15 protein-coding genes are annotated in these 14715 nt (G+C 66.6%); 7 read left to right on the top strand and 8 right to left on the bottom strand.

Annotated features, from left to right (window positions below; all coding sequences use genetic code 11):
- The first annotated feature begins 48 nt into the window (after positions 1 to 48).
- The 4 genes from kdgD to CEW88_RS05340 are packed head-to-tail and all read left to right on the top strand — an operon-like array spanning position 49 to position 3655.
- Positions 49 to 951: a 5-dehydro-4-deoxyglucarate dehydratase gene (kdgD, locus tag CEW88_RS05325; RefSeq protein ID WP_108965023.1), complete on the top strand. Its 903-nt coding sequence runs from the start codon at positions 49 to 51 to the stop codon at positions 949 to 951.
- A 15-nt stretch (positions 952 to 966) separates the two neighbouring features.
- Positions 967 to 2100 carry a mandelate racemase/muconate lactonizing enzyme family protein gene (locus CEW88_RS05330; protein WP_108965024.1) on the top strand — a complete coding sequence of 378 codons (1134 nt, stop codon included), beginning with the start codon at positions 967 to 969 and terminating at the stop codon, positions 2098 to 2100.
- A 52-nt stretch (positions 2101 to 2152) separates the two neighbouring features.
- Positions 2153 to 3013 carry an amidohydrolase family protein gene (locus CEW88_RS05335; protein WP_108965025.1) on the top strand — a complete coding sequence of 287 codons (861 nt, stop codon included), beginning with the start codon at positions 2153 to 2155 and terminating at the stop codon, positions 3011 to 3013.
- Between the two features lie 9 nt (positions 3014 to 3022).
- Positions 3023 to 3655 carry an SGNH/GDSL hydrolase family protein gene (locus CEW88_RS05340; RefSeq protein WP_108965026.1) on the top strand — a complete coding sequence of 211 codons (633 nt, stop codon included), beginning with the start codon at positions 3023 to 3025 and terminating at the stop codon, positions 3653 to 3655.
- A 4-nt stretch (positions 3656 to 3659) separates the two neighbouring features.
- Here CEW88_RS05340 and CEW88_RS05345 read toward each other — a convergent pair whose 3' ends face one another.
- The 6 genes from CEW88_RS05345 to CEW88_RS05370 form a co-directional block, all read right to left on the bottom strand.
- Positions 3660 to 4739 carry a glycoside hydrolase family 88/105 protein gene (locus CEW88_RS05345; RefSeq protein ID WP_108965027.1) on the bottom strand — a complete coding sequence of 360 codons (1080 nt, stop codon included), beginning with the start codon at positions 4737 to 4739 and terminating at the stop codon, positions 3660 to 3662.
- Positions 4736 to 6292 carry a polygalacturonase PglA gene (gene pglA, locus CEW88_RS05350; protein ID WP_108965028.1) on the bottom strand — a complete coding sequence of 519 codons (1557 nt, stop codon included), beginning with the start codon at positions 6290 to 6292 and terminating at the stop codon, positions 4736 to 4738. Before pglA ends, CEW88_RS05345 begins: the two co-directional genes overlap by 4 nt.
- 77 nt (positions 6293 to 6369) lie before the next feature.
- Complete coding sequence (locus CEW88_RS05355; protein WP_108965029.1) at positions 6370 to 7647, bottom strand: ABC transporter substrate-binding protein; 1278 nt, start codon at positions 7645 to 7647, stop codon at positions 6370 to 6372.
- 29 nt (positions 7648 to 7676) lie between these two features.
- Entirely contained in the window at positions 7677 to 8783 is a 1107-nt protein-coding gene (locus CEW88_RS05360) for an ABC transporter ATP-binding protein (RefSeq protein WP_108965030.1), read from the bottom strand.
- Positions 8784 to 8788: 5 nt separating this feature from the next.
- Positions 8789 to 9712, bottom strand: coding sequence for a carbohydrate ABC transporter permease (locus CEW88_RS05365; RefSeq protein WP_108965031.1), 924 nt, complete (start codon positions 9710 to 9712; stop codon positions 8789 to 8791).
- A 2-nt stretch (positions 9713 to 9714) separates the two neighbouring features.
- Complete coding sequence (locus CEW88_RS05370; RefSeq protein ID WP_108965032.1) at positions 9715 to 10596, bottom strand: carbohydrate ABC transporter permease; 882 nt, start codon at positions 10594 to 10596, stop codon at positions 9715 to 9717.
- A gap of 212 nt (positions 10597 to 10808) precedes the next feature.
- Between CEW88_RS05370 and CEW88_RS05375 the strand changes: the two genes are divergently transcribed.
- Positions 10809 to 11717, top strand: a complete 909-nt coding sequence (locus CEW88_RS05375) for an AraC family transcriptional regulator (RefSeq protein ID WP_108967563.1) — start codon at positions 10809 to 10811, stop codon at positions 11715 to 11717.
- Between the two features lie 9 nt (positions 11718 to 11726).
- Here CEW88_RS05375 and CEW88_RS05380 read toward each other — a convergent pair whose 3' ends face one another.
- Positions 11727 to 12035, bottom strand: a complete 309-nt coding sequence (locus tag CEW88_RS05380; RefSeq protein ID WP_095880583.1) for a cupin domain-containing protein — start codon at positions 12033 to 12035, stop codon at positions 11727 to 11729.
- Positions 12036 to 12053: 18 nt separating this feature from the next.
- Positions 12054 to 12830 (bottom strand): FadR/GntR family transcriptional regulator, encoded by a 777-nt coding sequence (locus tag CEW88_RS05385; protein ID WP_108965033.1) that lies wholly within the window; start codon positions 12828 to 12830, stop codon positions 12054 to 12056.
- A 292-nt stretch (positions 12831 to 13122) separates the two neighbouring features.
- On the opposite strand from CEW88_RS05385, the gene kduI reads away from it, so the two are divergent.
- Both kduI and kduD read left to right on the top strand, forming a co-directional pair.
- Positions 13123 to 13947 (top strand): 5-dehydro-4-deoxy-D-glucuronate isomerase, encoded by an 825-nt coding sequence (gene kduI / locus CEW88_RS05390; protein ID WP_108965034.1) that lies wholly within the window; start codon positions 13123 to 13125, stop codon positions 13945 to 13947.
- Positions 13947 to 14690 carry a 2-dehydro-3-deoxy-D-gluconate 5-dehydrogenase KduD gene (kduD, locus tag CEW88_RS05395; RefSeq protein ID WP_108965035.1) on the top strand — a complete coding sequence of 248 codons (744 nt, stop codon included), beginning with the start codon at positions 13947 to 13949 and terminating at the stop codon, positions 14688 to 14690. Before kduI ends, kduD begins: the two co-directional genes overlap by 1 nt.
- The last annotated feature ends 25 nt before the right edge of the window (positions 14691 to 14715 follow it).

A 14715-nucleotide genomic window follows, 5' to 3' on the forward strand; every position in this document is an offset into this window, starting at 1 on the left:
AACACCCCACAGGCCCGCACGCGCGCGCCCCAGAAAGAGGACCCTCGCATGGACCCGCAACAGATCAAACAGGCGCTCGGCTCCGGCCTGCTTTCCTTCCCGGTCACCCCGTTCGACGCCGACAACAGGTTTGCCGCCGACCCCTACCAGAAACACGTCGAGTGGCTCTCGGGCTTCGACGCCCCTGTGCTCTTTGCCGCGGGCGGCACGGGCGAGTTCTTTTCGCTGACCCCGGACGAGATCCCGGTCATCGTCAGGGCCGCCAAGGAAAGCGCCGGAAAGACCGCGATCGTGTCGGGCTGCGGTTACGGTACCGAGATCGCCAAGGGCATCGCACGCTCGGTCGAGGCGGCGGGCGGTGACGGCATCCTGCTTCTGCCGCACTACCTGATCGATGCGCCGCAGGAAGGTCTCTACGAGCACGTGAAGGCGGTCTGCGATGCCACCGGCATGGGCGTCATGGTCTACAACCGCGACAACGCGGTGCTGCAGGCCGACACGCTGGCGCGGCTTTGCGACGCCTGCCCGAACCTCGTCGGTTTCAAGGATGGCACCGGCGACATTGGCCTCGTGCGGCAGATCACCGCCAAGATGGGTGACCGGCTGACCTACCTCGGCGGCATGCCCACGGCGGAGCTGTTCGCCGAGGCCTACCTGGGCGCCGGCTTCACCACCTACAGCTCGGCGGTGTTCAACTTCGTGCCCGCGCTGGCCAACAAGTTCTACGCCGCGCTGCGGGCAGGGGACCGGACCATCTGCGAAGACATCCTCAAGAGCTTCTTCTACCCCTTCATGGACCTGCGCTCGCGCCGCAAGGGCTACGCGGTGTCAGCCATAAAGGCGGGCGTGCGGCTGGTCGGCTTCGACGCCGGGAAAGTCCGCGCGCCGCTCTCGGATCTTACCGGCGAGGAGGAAGAGATCCTCAAGGCCCTGATCGACGCGCACCAGTAAGGCAAGGACAGACCCATGAAGATTACCGAGATCCGCACCCATCTTCTGGAACACAGGCTGGAGACGGCGTTTGAAAGTGCCTCCATGCGCTTCGATCGGCGGGTGCATCTGCTGGTCGAGGTGGTCTGCGACGATGGCACCACGGGCTGGGGCGAATGCCTCGGCCCGGCGGGACCGAACCGCGCCATGGTCGAGGCCTATACGCCCTGGCTCATCGGCAAGGACCCTCTGGAGACGGAGAAGCACTGGGCCGTGCTCTACAACGCGCTGCGCGATCAGGGGCAGCGGGGGATCTCGGTCTGCGCGCTTTCCGGCATCGACATCGCGCTCTGGGACATCAAGGGCAAGCACTTCGGCGTGCCGGTCTCGACCCTGCTCGGCGGTCGCTTCCGCGAGAAGGTGCGGGCCTATGCCACCGGCTCGTTCAAGCGCGACGGGGTGGATCGGGTCGCGGACAATGCCGAGGAGACCGGCCGCCACGCGGCGGACGGCTTCCACGCGGTGAAGATCAAGATCGGCTTCGACCCTGCAGAGGACCTGCAGGTGATCAAGGCGGTGCGCGAGGCCATCGGCCCGGAGACCCGGCTGATGATCGACGGCAATCACGGCTATGACGTGATCGAGGCGGTGCGGGTCGGCAATGCCGCTGCCGAGTATGACATCGACTGGTTCGAAGAACCGGTGATCCCGGAGCAGCTGGGTGCCTATGCCGAGGTCCGCGCACGACAGCCGATCCCGGTGGCGGGGGGCGAGACATGGCACACCCGCTGGGGATTTGCCGAGCCGCTGCGGCGGCGGGTAATCGACATCGCCCAGCCCGACCTCTGCGGCGTGGGCGGCTTCACCGAGGCCAAGCGCGTGGCCGATCTTGCCACGCTGCACGGGGTGCGCGTGGTGCCGCACGTCTGGGGCACCGCGGTCCAGATCGCCGCCGCGCTGCAGTTCATGGCGTCGATGGTGCCCGACCCGGTGCGCCGCGGTCCGATCGAGCCGATCATGGAGTTCGACCGCACCCACAACCCGTTCCGGCAGGCGGTGGTGACGCGGCCCATCGAGCATGAGAACGGCTGGGTCACCATCCCAGACGCGCCGGGACTGGGGATCGAGATCGACCGCGCTGCCCTCAAGGATTTCGCACCGAAGGGCTGAACGTCCTGACGGCGTTCCGTCTCTCACCTCATATCGCCTCGAAGGACCGACGATGATCGACCGCAAGCTCACCGGCGCAAAGCCCAGGACCCGGATGCCCAAGGGCGCCTGCGACACGCAGATGCACATGTACCTGCCGGGCTACGGCTGGCGGGCGGATGGCAAAGGCGTGCCCGCCGAGCCTCTGCCCACGCCCGAGATGTACCGCAAGACCATGGGCTGGCTCGGCATCGACCGGGTGGTGATCACCCAGGGCAACGGGCACCAAATGGACAACGCCAGCCTGCTCGCCTGCGTCGCCGAGATGGGCGAGTGCGCGCGCGGCGTGGCGGTGATCACCGGCGAGACCTCGGAGGCGGAGATGACGCGGCTGGCCGAGAGCGGGATCGTCGGCGCGCGGATCATGGATCTGCCCGGCGGGGCGGTGGGTCTCGATCAGCTCGAGGCGGTGGATGCGCGCGCCCATGCGGCGGGATGGATGATGGCGGTGCAATTCGACGGCACCGCGCTCCAGGAGCTGGAGCCGAGGCTGGCGAAGCTGAGATCCAACTGGGTGCTCGACCATCATGGCAAGATCTTCGGCGGCATCACCCCCGAGCATGTCGCCACCATCAAGCGGCTCATCGACGGGGGCCGGTGCTGGTTCAAGTTCGCCGGCTGCTACGAGGCGACCACGATGTCGGGCCCCGACTATCCCGACATCGCCGCGCTCAGCCGCGAAATTGGGGCTCACGCCCCCGAGCGCATCGTCTGGGGCACCAACTGGCCGCACAACGCCGCCAGCCGCACCGAGGACTATCCCGACGACGCTCATCTGCTGGATCTTGCCATGAGCTGGCTGCCGGATGACGCGCAGCACCGCGCACTGGTGGAGAACCCGCAGCAGCTCTATGGTTTTCCTCAGATAAGCTAGGGAGACAGCATGGCCCGGATACTTTGCTATGGCGACAGCCTCACCTGGGGGCACGATGCCGCCAATGGCGCGCAGCGCCACGCGATTGCCGATCTCTGGCCCTCGGTGCTGGCCGAGGCGCTTCCTGGTGTCACGGTGCTGGCCGACGGGGTCGGCGGGCGCACCACCTCCTTTGACGATCATGCCGCGCCCTGTGACCGCAACGCCACGCGCACGCTGCCGGTGGCGCTGGCGGCGCATATGCCGCTCGATGCGGTGGTGATCCTTCTGGGTACGAACGATCTCAAGCCGAAGTTCGGCGGGATGGCGATCAGCGCGCAGCAGGGGATGCGCCGGCTGGTCCAGCTGGTGCGGGGCTTTCCCTACACGCCTGCCAGCGCGGTGCCCAAGGTGCTGATCGTCGCGCCGCCGCTTTGCACCGCGCCTGCGCAGGGCGCCTCCGACAGCCCCATCCGTGCCGAGCAATCGGCGCTCTTCGCCCCGCTCTACGCGGCGCTGGCAGAAGAGATGGGCGTGGCCGTCTTCGATGCAGGAACCGTCGCGCAGGCCTCGCCGGTGGATGGCATCCACCTCGATGCGGCGAACACCCGCGCGATCGGCGCGGCATTGGCAGAGCCGGTGCGCGCGCTGCTGGCTATCTGACCCGTCAGGCGGGGGCGCGGGCGGTGAGCCGCTGCGCCGCCGCCATCATCAGCGGGCCGACGCCCTTGGCATCATCCTCGACAACCTCCTCGCTGAGGTAATACTCGCGCGAGCCATCGCGCATCTTGCCATCGAAGCCGCCGAGCCCCGCCACGTGGCAGATGCCGGTGAGCCGAGTCACGCCGCCCTCCGTCTCCAGCCGGGAGTCGACCAACGCATCATGGGCGCGTTGCCCGGCGTCGAACCATTCGCCCAGACCAAGTTCGGTGCCGCGCATCAGCGCGTAGGCGAACATGGCCGAGGCCGAGCTTTCCTCGTAGTTGCCCGGCAGGTCCGGCGCGTCGAGCACCTGCGGCCAGAGACCGGATGCGGCTTGCTGGCGCACGACGGAGGTGAGCAGATCGAAGGTCTGGCGCTTCGGCGCGCGCTCGGGAGCCAGCGCAGAGATGTCGACCAGCGCCATGGCAAGCCAGCCCACAGCGCGCGCCCAGACCGCCGCCGACTTGCCGGTCTCGGGATCGGCCCAGCCCTGCGCCCTTGCCGCGTCGTAGCCATGCACGTAAAGCCCCGCCGGGCCGCGGGTCAGCTCGAGCGCGCGCGCAAGCTGCGCCAGCGCATCCTCGACCAGCGCGGGTTGCGCCTGGCGTATCCCGTATTCGATCTGGAAGGGCAGGCCCATGTAGAGCCCGTCGAGCCAGACCTGCTGCGGGTAGCGCTGCTTGTGCCAGTAGTTGCCTGCTGCGGTGCGCGGGTGGCGTGAGAGCTGCTCGGCGAGATGCCCGGCGGCTGCCATGTAGCGCGGATCCCCGGTCTCGTCGGCGAGGTGGAAGAGACAGCGCCCCGCAAGGATGTGGTCGATGTTGAACTCGTCGATCCGGTAGCCCGCCAGCGTGCCGTCGCGGGCGATCTGCGCATCTGTCAGGCGTCTGAGGTGATCCCACCAGCGCGCCTCGCCGGTGGCCTCGTGCAGCAAGGCGAGGCCACGGTAGACGCAGCCGTCCTCGTAGCACCAGCTGCCGGCCTTGTAATGGCTGTAGCGGGCCGCGAAGGCGTCGAAATACTCCAGGACATCGGGAAGGGTCATGGCTGGGCGAGGCTCCGGTTGAGGACATCGTCGGTGCTGAGCGGGGCGGCGTCGGCAGACAGATCCCCGACGACCGTGGCGTGTTCGGCGCGCACGCCCGAGTGGCGCAGGGCGCGCACGCCGTCGGCCATGAGCGGCGGCGCGGGGCGGGCGCCGGGATCAAGCGAGACCAAGGTGACCTTCGAGAGCCGGATCGGGCCGATCGGGGCTTCTGGCAGGCCGAGGAAGGCGCCGAGCGCATGGGCAAGGCTGCGCACCTCGACGTTCTCGACGGTGATCTTGCCGATGCGCGGCGTCAGTTGGCTGACCGCGGCGGGCGCGCGGGACTGCACCCAGTCCGCATGGCCGTCGTGGTCGCAGAAGTAATGGGCGTTGGCCGAAAAGGCGGTGAGCACCCCGTCCATGGTCACGTTGCGCATGACAATGCGGGCAATCTCGCCGCCGCGGCCGCGCCGGGTCTTCAGCCGCAGCCCGCGGTCGGTGCCGACCATCTCGCAATCGCACACGGTCACGTCGGTGACGCTGCCCGACATCTCCGAGCCGATGACGCAGCCGCCGTGGCCCCGCTCCATCAGGCAATGCTGCACGGTGATGCGGCGGGTGGGGCGCAGGTGATCCGCCTCGCCCTTGTCGCCGCGCTTGCCCGCCTTGATCGCGATGCAGTCGTCGCCGACCGAGAAATGCGTGCCGACGATGGTGACGTCCTCGCACATGTCGGGATCGAAGCCGTCGGTGTTGGGGCTGTCGTGCGGCGCCTGAATGGTCAGGCAGGCGGCAAAGAGATCGTGGCAGCCCTGCGGGTGGATGGTCCAGCTCGGCGCGTTGCGGATGGTGAAGCCGATGAGGCGGGTGGCCTCGGCGTCGATGAGATGCAGCCCGCGCGGGCGGCGGGCACCCTCGCGCGTTTCCTTGGCCCAGGTCCACCAGTCGCCGCGGTCGCCGCCGCCGTCGAGCGTGCCGAGACCCTCGATGGTCAGGTTGCGCGTGCGTATGGCGTGCAGCGGTGCGCGGAAGCAGGGTTCGGGCAGCCCTTCCCAGGAGCCGAGCATCGTGCCGTCGGGGTTGCGGGCGGGCAGGATCGGCCAGCCGCTGCGGTCGGAGGAGGGGGCGAGGGTGGCGCCTTCGGAAAGGTGCAGGATCATGTCCGAGCGCAGCTCGACCGGGCCGCAGACCCAGTGGCCGGGCGGGACGATCAGCGTGCCGCCCTTCGGCAGCGCGGCGATCGCCTGGGTAAAGGCGGCGGCGTTACCGGCGGCGGCGAGGGGCGTGTCTGCCAGGCCCGCGCGGGCACCGAAGTCGGTCACTTCCAGCGCGCCGGGGCAGGGGGCCGTGGTGAAGCCCAAGGTCTCGCCGCCGCAGTAGAAGGCGTAATCGCTGTCCGGCTCCAGTGGGCCGAGCGGCAGCACCACGCGGGACGCCATGCCCTCGGCGACGGTCTCGCCGTTGCGGCTCAGGCGCCAGGGGCGGGCCGGGTCGAGCGTGAAGCGGGCAGGCGGCGGCGCGAGGCAAAGCACGGCCATGCGCGGGGTCACCGCGGCGCAACGGAGGGTCATGGGGCGGACTTTCGTCTTGGGGATGCGGGGCGGCCCGGAGTGGCGGGCCGCCCCCTTGGAAGACCTCAGGTCCGAGGTCAGTCGAACTGGCTCAGCACGTCGTTGGCGCCTTCGATGATGTACGCGGCGGCTTCCTCGGCGCTGACCATGCCGTAGGCGAATTCCTCGAGCGTATCGACGAAGGTGGCGCGCAGCTCGGGGTGCTCGTTGAACGGCGACACGGCGGGGCCTTCGGAGGCCATCATGATCTCATGCGCCTCGAGCAGTTCGGGCTTGATCTGGCCGGCGGCCTGCAGCCGCTCCAGCGCTACCTTCGAGGCCGGCAGGCCCCGGGTGTCGCCAAGCGCGTCGATGCCCTCGGGCTCGTTGACCAGGCAGTTGAGGATTTCGGCCGCGGCCTCGGGGTTCTTGGAGTTCTTCGACACGGCAAAGAGCATCGACGGCTTGCGGTAGACACCTTGGGTCACCGCGTCCTCGAAGGTCACCATCGGTACGGCGGCCAGCAGTTCTCCGTCCTGCAGCGGATCGGAGAACTTGAAGTAGGTGCTGTCCCACTCGTAGGAGCCGGCGATCTTGCCCTCGGCCCAGGCGGTCTTTTCGTAGAGCTTCACGTTGCCCTCGGCGGCCTCGTCCTGGCGCGACTGGATGGCACCGGTGTCGACCATGCGCTGATAGAAGTTGATCCCTTCGGTCAGCTCTTCGGGGGTCCATGCTACGCGGTTGGTTTCCGGGTCCACGAGGTCCTTGCCGGTCTTCTGGGTGACCGCGAGCGAGACCAGCAGCTGGGCGCTTTCCGAGACGGCGTTGAACAGGCGGTACTCCTCGCCCTCCTTGTCGCGCAGCGCCTCGGCGGCGCCGAAGAATTCTTCCCAGGTCGTCGGCGCGCTCAGCCCGGCCTCTTCAAGCGTGGTGGTGTTGAAGAAGAAGACACGGCCGGTGGTCGAGACCGGGATGCCCTGCACGTGGCCCTTGACAGTGACGCCGTCGAGATCGGTCTGCGGATATTGCGACAGCTCCACCGCGCCGAGCTCGTTCAGGTCCGCAAAGCCGGTGCCATCGCGCGAGAAGAGCGGCAACCAGGGCCAGTTCACCTGGATCAGGTCGGCCTCGGTGCCGCCGGCCATCTGGGTGGTGAGCTTCTCGAGGTAGCCCGAGAAGCCGGTGAACTCGGGGGCGATGCTGTGGCCGTGTTTTTCGCCGCAGGCCTTGAGCGCTTCCTGCGTGGCGACGTGGCGCGAGTCGCCCCCCCACCAGCTCATCCGCAGCTCGGCGGCGTTTGCCATACTGGCGGCAGATGACAGCGCACAGGGCACCAGTGCGCTTGCAAGCAGCGCCTTTTTGATCGTCGACTTCATTTTGAAAACTCCTCCTCCAAGTTTTCGGATCAGCCCGCGAGGGGCAGGGATACGTTCGCGCCGCTCTGGCGGTCGAAGATATGCGCGTGGGCAAGATCGGGCGTCAGGCGGATGCTCTCGTCCGAGCGGTCGAGCGCGTCATATTCCGCGGCACCGGCGACGGTGGTGATCTGCTTTCCCTCGAGCATGGCATGCAGGTAGACCTCGTGCCCCATGAACTCGGCCGAGCGCAGGCGGGCGGTCAGCCCGTTGCCCGCCGAGAGCTTCATGTGCTGCGGGCGGATGCCGAGCGCCGCCTCCTGCGGCTTCGACTGCATCCGGCTCAGCACCGCCTCGTCGAGCGAGATCACCTGCCCGCCGAGGCGAAAGTCGGTGCCCTCGATCTCGCCGTCGATCACGTTCATCTCGGGCGAGCCGATGAAGCCCGCGACGAAGAGGTTGGCGGGGCGGTCGTAAAGCTCTTTCGGGGTGGCGACCTGCATGATGTGGCCATCCTTCATCACGCAGATGCGGTCGCCCATGGTCATCGCCTCGGTCTGGTCGTGGGTGACGTAGACCACGGTCGACGGGCGGCCCTCGGCCTTCAGCCGCTTGTGCAGGTCGGTGATCCGCACCCGCATCGAGGCGCGCAGCTTGGCGTCGAGGTTCGAGAGCGGCTCGTCGAAGAGGAACACCTCGGGCTTCTTGATAAGCGCGCGGCCCAAAGCCACGCGCTGCGCCTGTCCGCCGGAGAGCTGCTTTGGCAGCCGGTCGAGCAGCGGCTCGATCTCGAGGATGCGCGCGACCTCCTGCACGGCGGCTTCGCGCTCGGCTTTTGGCACATGCGCGAGGCGCAGGCCGAAGGCAAGGTTGGAGCGTACCTTCATGTGCGGATAGAGCGCGTAATTCTGGAACACCATGGCGATGCGACGCTTGCCGGGGGGCAGGGCGTTGACGATGCGATCGCCGATGCGGATCTCGCCGGAGGTCACCTCCTCGAGTCCGGCGATCATCCGCAGCGTGGTGGACTTGGCGCAGCCCGAGGGGCCGACAAGCACCATGAACTCGCCTTCTTCCACGTCGAGGTCGATGCCGTGCACTGCCTTGAACGCGCCGCCATAGACCTTTTCGAGCTTGCTGAGTTGCAGACGTGCCATTGCGATTATCCTTTCACCCCACCGGCCGAGAGGCCTTCGATGAAGTATTTCTGAGCCATGAAGAACACGATGAGCGCGGGCGTGATGGTGAGCACCGACATCGCCAGGATGCGGTTCCATTCGAACGCCTCGGTCGTGTCGATCGAGAGTTTCAGCGCCAGGCTGACCGGATACTTGTCGACCGAGCTGATGTAGATGAGCGGGCCGAGGAAGTCGTTCATCGTCCACATGAATTGGAAGAGGCACACCGAGATCAGCGCGGGGGCCAGCATCGGCACCACGATGAACACCAGCGTCTGCCAGCTGTTCGCGCCGTCGACCCGCGCCGCCTCTTCCATGTCGCCGGGGATCGCGCGCAGGAACTGCACCAGCATGAAGACGAAGAAGGCGTCACCGGCAAAGGCCGAGGGCACCCAGAGCGGCAGGAAGCTGTCGAGCCAGCCCAGATCGCGGAACAGCAGGTACTGCGGGATGCGGGTGACCACGTTGGGCAGCAGCAGGATGGCGATCACCGAGCCGAAGAGCAGCTTTTTCAGCGGGAAGTCGAAACGGGCGAAGCCGTAGGCTACCATGGTGCAGCTGATTGCCGTGCCGATCACCTTGGGGATGATGATCAAAAAGGAGTTCAGGAAGAACCGCCCGAAGGTGTAGGGGGTCGAGGTCTCCCAGCCCTTCACATAACCCTCGGCGGTGGGCTCCTGCGGGATGAAGCCGGGGTTGGCGAAGATCTCGGCGTTGGTCTTGAACGACGCGCCGACCAGCCAGATCAGCGGGTAGAGCATCAAGAGCCCCACCCCAAAGAGGATGACATAGCGGACCGCGGCCGAGACTTTGGCGTTGCGGATCTGCCGGGCGTTGGCCGCGCGGGCTTCGGCGAGGCCATCGGCACCGGCGGAAAGGACATCGGAGGCGTGGGAGATATCGGTCATGTTCAGCTCCGCTTGTCGCCGGCGTAGTAGACCCACTTCTTCGAAGACCAGAAGGCCGCGAGGGTGAGCACCATGATGATCACGAAGAGCACCCAGGCGATGGCCGAGGCATAGCCCATGTCGAAGCGGCGGAAGGCCTCGTCGTAGATGTACATCGGCAGGAGGTAAGTGGACTTCAGCGGGCCGCCCTGGGTGATGATGTAGGGGCCGTTGAACTCCTGAAACGCCTGGACCATCTGCATGATCAGGTTGAAGAAAATCACCGGGGTGATCAGCGGGATGGTGATGAACAGGAAGCAATGCGCCTTGCTCGCGCCGTCGATCTCGGCGGCCTCGTAGAGCGACTTGTCGATCGACTGCAGGGCCGCGAGGAAGATCACCATCGCCGAGCCGAATTGCCAGCAGCGCAGCAGCGTGATGGTGAAGAGCGCGTTCTGCGGATCGCCGAACCAGTTCACCGCCTCGAAGCCGAGCCCGGTGAGCATCATGTTCACCAGCCCCTCGGAGGCGAAGATGTAACGCCAGAGCACCGCGATGGCGATCGACCCGCCAAGGATCGACGGCACATAGAAGGCGGTGCGGAAGAAATTGATGAACTTCAGCTTGTAGTTGAGGATATAGGCGATGAAGAGCGCGAAGGCGAGCTTCAGTGGCACCGTGGTGAACACATAGATCAGCGTCACCGTCAGCGACCGTCTGAACGTCCGGTCCTTGGTGAAGAGATCGGTGTAATTCTCCAGTCCCGTCCATCTTGGTGCCGACATGAGGTTGTAGTCGGTGAAGCTGAGATAGAGCGAAGCCCCGAAGGGGATCATCGTGAAGACCAGAAGACCGATGATATAGGGCGCGAGGTAGCCAAGCCCCAGAGCGCGCTTGCGCGTCATGGCCGACCTCCCTCGCCCCGACCTGCCGAGACGGCGGTCAACTTCGGCAAAATAAGCATATGTCCTCCCGAACTGTGCGGAATTCGCCCGTCCCGTGACGTCAGCTTGCCCCCTCCTCGGGGCTGGCGGGTGACAGGCGGTCCTCTACAGTTGTATGATGAATTCATGACAGATGGCGAGCGTGGATTGAATTCACCAAGATGGCGAAAAAGATGGACGAAATCGGAGGTTCAATTCTCGACCGGGTGCCCGCCTCCGCGCTGACCCTGACGCTGACCCGTTCAGCGATCCGCATGCAGCACTCGAGGCTCTGGCGGATCGAGAAGGAAAACCCGGTCGAGGACCTGGTGATCGCGCTCGAGGGGCGCGGCGAGTACATCGTGGGCAAGGAGCGCTTCCCGCTGGCGCCGGGCGAGGCGATGCTGTTGCGGCGGGGCGAAGCCTTCTGCGGCTGGAACGAGGGCGCGGGTCTCTACACCGGGCTGGCGCAGCATTTCACACTCGGCATCTACGGCGACACCGACCTCATCGCGCAGATGGACCTGCGGCGGAAGGTGCGGCTGTCACGCTGGGCCGAGCTGGCGCCGCTCATTCGCAGCTACCGACAGAGCGCGCCGCCGAATTCGGTGACGCTGATGCAGCACCACCTCTTCATGGTCTTTCTGATCGCCTTCATCGATGATGCCTTCCTGGGCTGGCGGCAGGGCGGGGCTGTGCCGATTGACGGGGCGGCGGCGATCGATCTGGCGGTGATGAAGGCTGCGGCGCAGATTTCGACCGCACCGCTCGATCCCGAGGTTGCGGCGCGGGCGGTCGAGGCAGCCCCCTACAACGACGACTATTTCCATCGCGCCTTCCGCGACCGGCTCGGGCGTACGCCGCGCCAGTACCAGGAGTATTGCCGGATGGAGCGGGCCATGTCGTTGCTCGAGCGCGGCATGAGCCCGTCGCAGGTTGCCGAGGAAATCGGCTATGCCGACCCTTATTACTTCAGCCGGGCCTTCAAGCGGCAAATGGGCATCAGCCCGCGCGGCCACCAGCAAAGGGTGAAGCGCGCGCAGGACGGGCAGGTCATGGGTATGGACGAGGCCGATCAGGCACGGGCCCTGGGGCAGGCATGAGCGCCTGTTTCAGAGGAAATCGTCGCGGCGCGGGGTGAAGCAGTCGATCAGCCGCCCGGCGTCATGGCACTCGCAGCCGTGCTTGGCATTGGAGGGGATGACAAAGCTGTCGCCCGGCTTCACCTCGAAGCTCTCGTCGCCGAGGAAGAAGGTAAAGCGCCCGCTCTCGCAATAGGTCGACTGCACATGCGGGTGGTGATGCATCGCGCCTTTGGCTCCGGTCTCGAAGCGGAATGAGACGACCATCAGCTCGGGGCTGTCGGCCAGCACCTGCCGGGCGACGCCGGTGTCGGGAAAGACGACGGGGAAATTGCTCATGAGAGCCTCCTGTTGGGCCTATTGACCGGACTTGCGCAGCAGGTTGCGGTAGCGTGACTGCGCGCCCTTGAGATGCAGGCGCATGGCCCGCCGTGCGTCGTCCTCGTCGCCGTCGATGATCGCGCTGACGATGGCCTCGTGCTCGGCGTCGATGGCCTGCAGGTAGGTCGCGGTGGCGGCATCGGTGCCGTCGCTCAGCGCGTGGCGCGGGATCAGGCTTGCCCCGATCATCGACAGGAAGTCGCGAAAGCGCGGGTTGTTGGTGGCATCGGCGATGGCGAGATGCAGCTCGAAATCCGCCGGCGCCGTCGGCTCTCCCGATGCGGCCTTGGCACGCAGCGCCGCCAGCGCCTGCAGGATCAGCTCTTCCTGCGCGGGCGAGCGGCGCAGGGCGGCGAGCCCTGCAGCCTCGACCTCGACGGCGGTGCGCAGTTCGAGCATCTCGATCATCGAGGAAATGCGTACGAAATCGATGTTCTGGAACGGCAGGTCCAGCTCAGGGCGCTGGTCGAGCACGAAGACCCCGGCGCCCTGCCGCGGCTCCACCAGCCCGTCGTAGCGCAGCGATGCCACCGCCTCGCGCACCACGGTGCGGCTGACCTCGAACTCCTCGGTCATCTTGGCCTCGCTCGGCAGGCGGCTGCCGGGGGCGTATTGCCCGCTCTCGATCTGCGCCCGCAGGCGGTCACGCACCTGCTCGACGAGGGTCTTGCCGCTGCCGCGCGAGGGGCGGGCCGTCCTGACTTTCTGCTCGGTCACGTTCTTGGTCTTCTTGTTCCTGGCTTGGTCATACATATAATACAGGTTTCCTCGGGGCTGTCCATGTCCGGTGGCGGGAAGATCGCCGCGCGCTCTCGATCTTCCATCCCATTGGCGAGGCGGCAGGCAGGAGTTTTCCTGTAGTTATTTCAAGAAGATGGACGGCAGTGCCTAGGCTGGCCATCCGCGAGCAAGGCGGCGCCCGGACATCTGACCGCTTCGCAATGTTGTATGATAACATCTTGAAGGCGAGGGCCATCCGTGGTTCCTTGGCCGCGACAGCCTGACCGGCCCCGGCCGCGCAGGCAGAGATTCTGGGAGAGAGCACATGCTGACCGTCGAAACCCGCCACGCCATCCACCCGACCCAGGCCCGCGACATGTGGACCGAGGAGCTGCGCGAGCACTTCCTTACCCAGGGCATGTTCCGCGAGGGCGAGATCCGGCTCGTCTACACCCATTACGACCGTTTCGTCATGGGCGGCGCGGTGCCCGGCGCCGGCACGCTGACGCTCGACGTGGTGGACGAGACCCGGACCCCGAGCTTTCTTGATCGCCGCGAGATGGGCATCGTCAACATCGGCGAGGCGGGCACTGTGGAGGCCGGGGGCGAGACCTACGAGATGGGCCGGGGCGATGTGCTTTACCTCGGAATGGGCACGGGGGTGGTGTCCTTCTCCGGCGCGGGGCGCTTCTACATCACGTCCTGCCCGGCGCATAAGAGCTACCCGTCGAAGCTGATCACCCTGGCCGATTGCGTCGAGGTGACCATGGGCGCGCCAGAGACCTCGAACAAGCGCACCATCAAGCAGTTCATCCATCCGCAGGTGATGGAGAGCTGCCAGCTGATCCTCGGCTATACCTCGCTGGAGGAAGGCTCGGTCTGGAACACCATCCCCAGCCACATCCATGACCGCCGTATGGAGGCATATCTCTACTGGGGCATGGACGAGGAGAGCCGCGTGCTGCATCTGATGGGCGAGCCCGACGAGACCCGGCACCTCTTCGTCGCCAACGAGGAAGGCGTCGTCAGCCCGAGTTGGTCGATCCACTCCGGCGCGGGCATCGGCAAGTATACCTTCATCTGGGCGATGGCTGGCGACAACGTCGATTACACCGACATGGACTTCATCCAGCCCAAGGACCTGCGCTGATGTCCGGGCTCTTCTCGCTCGAGGGAAAGCGCGCGCTTGTCACAGGTGCCAACACCGGCATCGGCCAGGCCATCGCCGTGGCGCTTGCCGGGCAGGGGGCCTCGGTCACCTGCGCCGGGCGCCGCGCCTGCGACGAGACGGTGGGGATCATCGAGGCGGCGGGCGGCAAGGCGGAGAGCCTGCTGCTCGATTTCGCCGACCCGATGGCGGCCAAGGAGGTGTTCAAGGGCGCGGGCTATTCGCTGCTGGTCAACAATGCGGGGATCATCCGGCGCGCCGACAGCATCGAGTATTCCGAGGAAGACTGGGACGCGGTGACCGACGTCAACATGAAGGCGCTCTTCTTCACCTGCCAGGCGTTCGGCCGCGAGCTGATCGCGACAGGACAGGAGGGCGCAGTGGTCAACATCGCCTCGCTGCTGTCCTTCCAAGGCGGCATCCGGGTGCCAGCCTACACCGCGTCCAAACATGGCGTGGCGGGGATCACCAAGATCCTCGCCAATGAATGGGCCCCGCATGGCATCACCGTCAATGCCATCGCCCCGGGCTATATCGCCACCAACAACACCGAGGCGCTGCGCGCGGATGCGGAACGCTCCAAGGCCATTCTCGAGCGCATCCCCGCCGGGCGCTGGGGCGATCCAGAGGACATCGGCGGCACCGCCGCTTACCTCTGCTCCCGCGCGGCGCGCTACGTGACGGGCGCGGTGCTCAACGTCGACGGCGGCTGGCTCGCGCGCTGAGGCCGGGCTCCGGCGGGCGTATTTG

It is taken from the genome of Alloyangia pacifica, from assembly GCF_003111685.1.
In the GTDB taxonomy this organism is placed as follows: Bacteria; Pseudomonadota; Alphaproteobacteria; order Rhodobacterales; family Rhodobacteraceae; genus Salipiger; species Salipiger pacificus_A.

Coding starts and splice junctions, on each gene's coding strand:
- kdgD (WP_108965023.1), top strand. CDS start 49: ATGGACCCGCAACAGATCAAACAGGCGCTCGGCTCCGGCCTGCTTTCC.
- CEW88_RS05330 (WP_108965024.1), top strand. CDS start 967: ATGAAGATTACCGAGATCCGCACCCATCTTCTGGAACACAGGCTGGAG.
- CEW88_RS05335 (WP_108965025.1), top strand. CDS start 2,153: ATGATCGACCGCAAGCTCACCGGCGCAAAGCCCAGGACCCGGATGCCC.
- CEW88_RS05340 (WP_108965026.1), top strand. CDS start 3,023: ATGGCCCGGATACTTTGCTATGGCGACAGCCTCACCTGGGGGCACGAT.
- CEW88_RS05345 (WP_108965027.1), bottom strand. CDS start 4,739: ATGACCCTTCCCGATGTCCTGGAGTATTTCGACGCCTTCGCGGCCCGC.
- pglA (WP_108965028.1), bottom strand. CDS start 6,292: ATGACCCTCCGTTGCGCCGCGGTGACCCCGCGCATGGCCGTGCTTTGC.
- CEW88_RS05355 (WP_108965029.1), bottom strand. CDS start 7,647: ATGAAGTCGACGATCAAAAAGGCGCTGCTTGCAAGCGCACTGGTGCCC.
- CEW88_RS05360 (WP_108965030.1), bottom strand. CDS start 8,783: ATGGCACGTCTGCAACTCAGCAAGCTCGAAAAGGTCTATGGCGGCGCG.
- CEW88_RS05365 (WP_108965031.1), bottom strand. CDS start 9,712: ATGACCGATATCTCCCACGCCTCCGATGTCCTTTCCGCCGGTGCCGAT.
- CEW88_RS05370 (WP_108965032.1), bottom strand. CDS start 10,596: ATGACGCGCAAGCGCGCTCTGGGGCTTGGCTACCTCGCGCCCTATATC.
- CEW88_RS05375 (WP_108967563.1), top strand. CDS start 10,809: ATGGACGAAATCGGAGGTTCAATTCTCGACCGGGTGCCCGCCTCCGCG.
- CEW88_RS05380 (WP_095880583.1), bottom strand. CDS start 12,035: ATGAGCAATTTCCCCGTCGTCTTTCCCGACACCGGCGTCGCCCGGCAG.
- CEW88_RS05385 (WP_108965033.1), bottom strand. CDS start 12,830: ATGTATGACCAAGCCAGGAACAAGAAGACCAAGAACGTGACCGAGCAG.
- kduI (WP_108965034.1), top strand. CDS start 13,123: ATGCTGACCGTCGAAACCCGCCACGCCATCCACCCGACCCAGGCCCGC.
- kduD (WP_108965035.1), top strand. CDS start 13,947: ATGTCCGGGCTCTTCTCGCTCGAGGGAAAGCGCGCGCTTGTCACAGGT.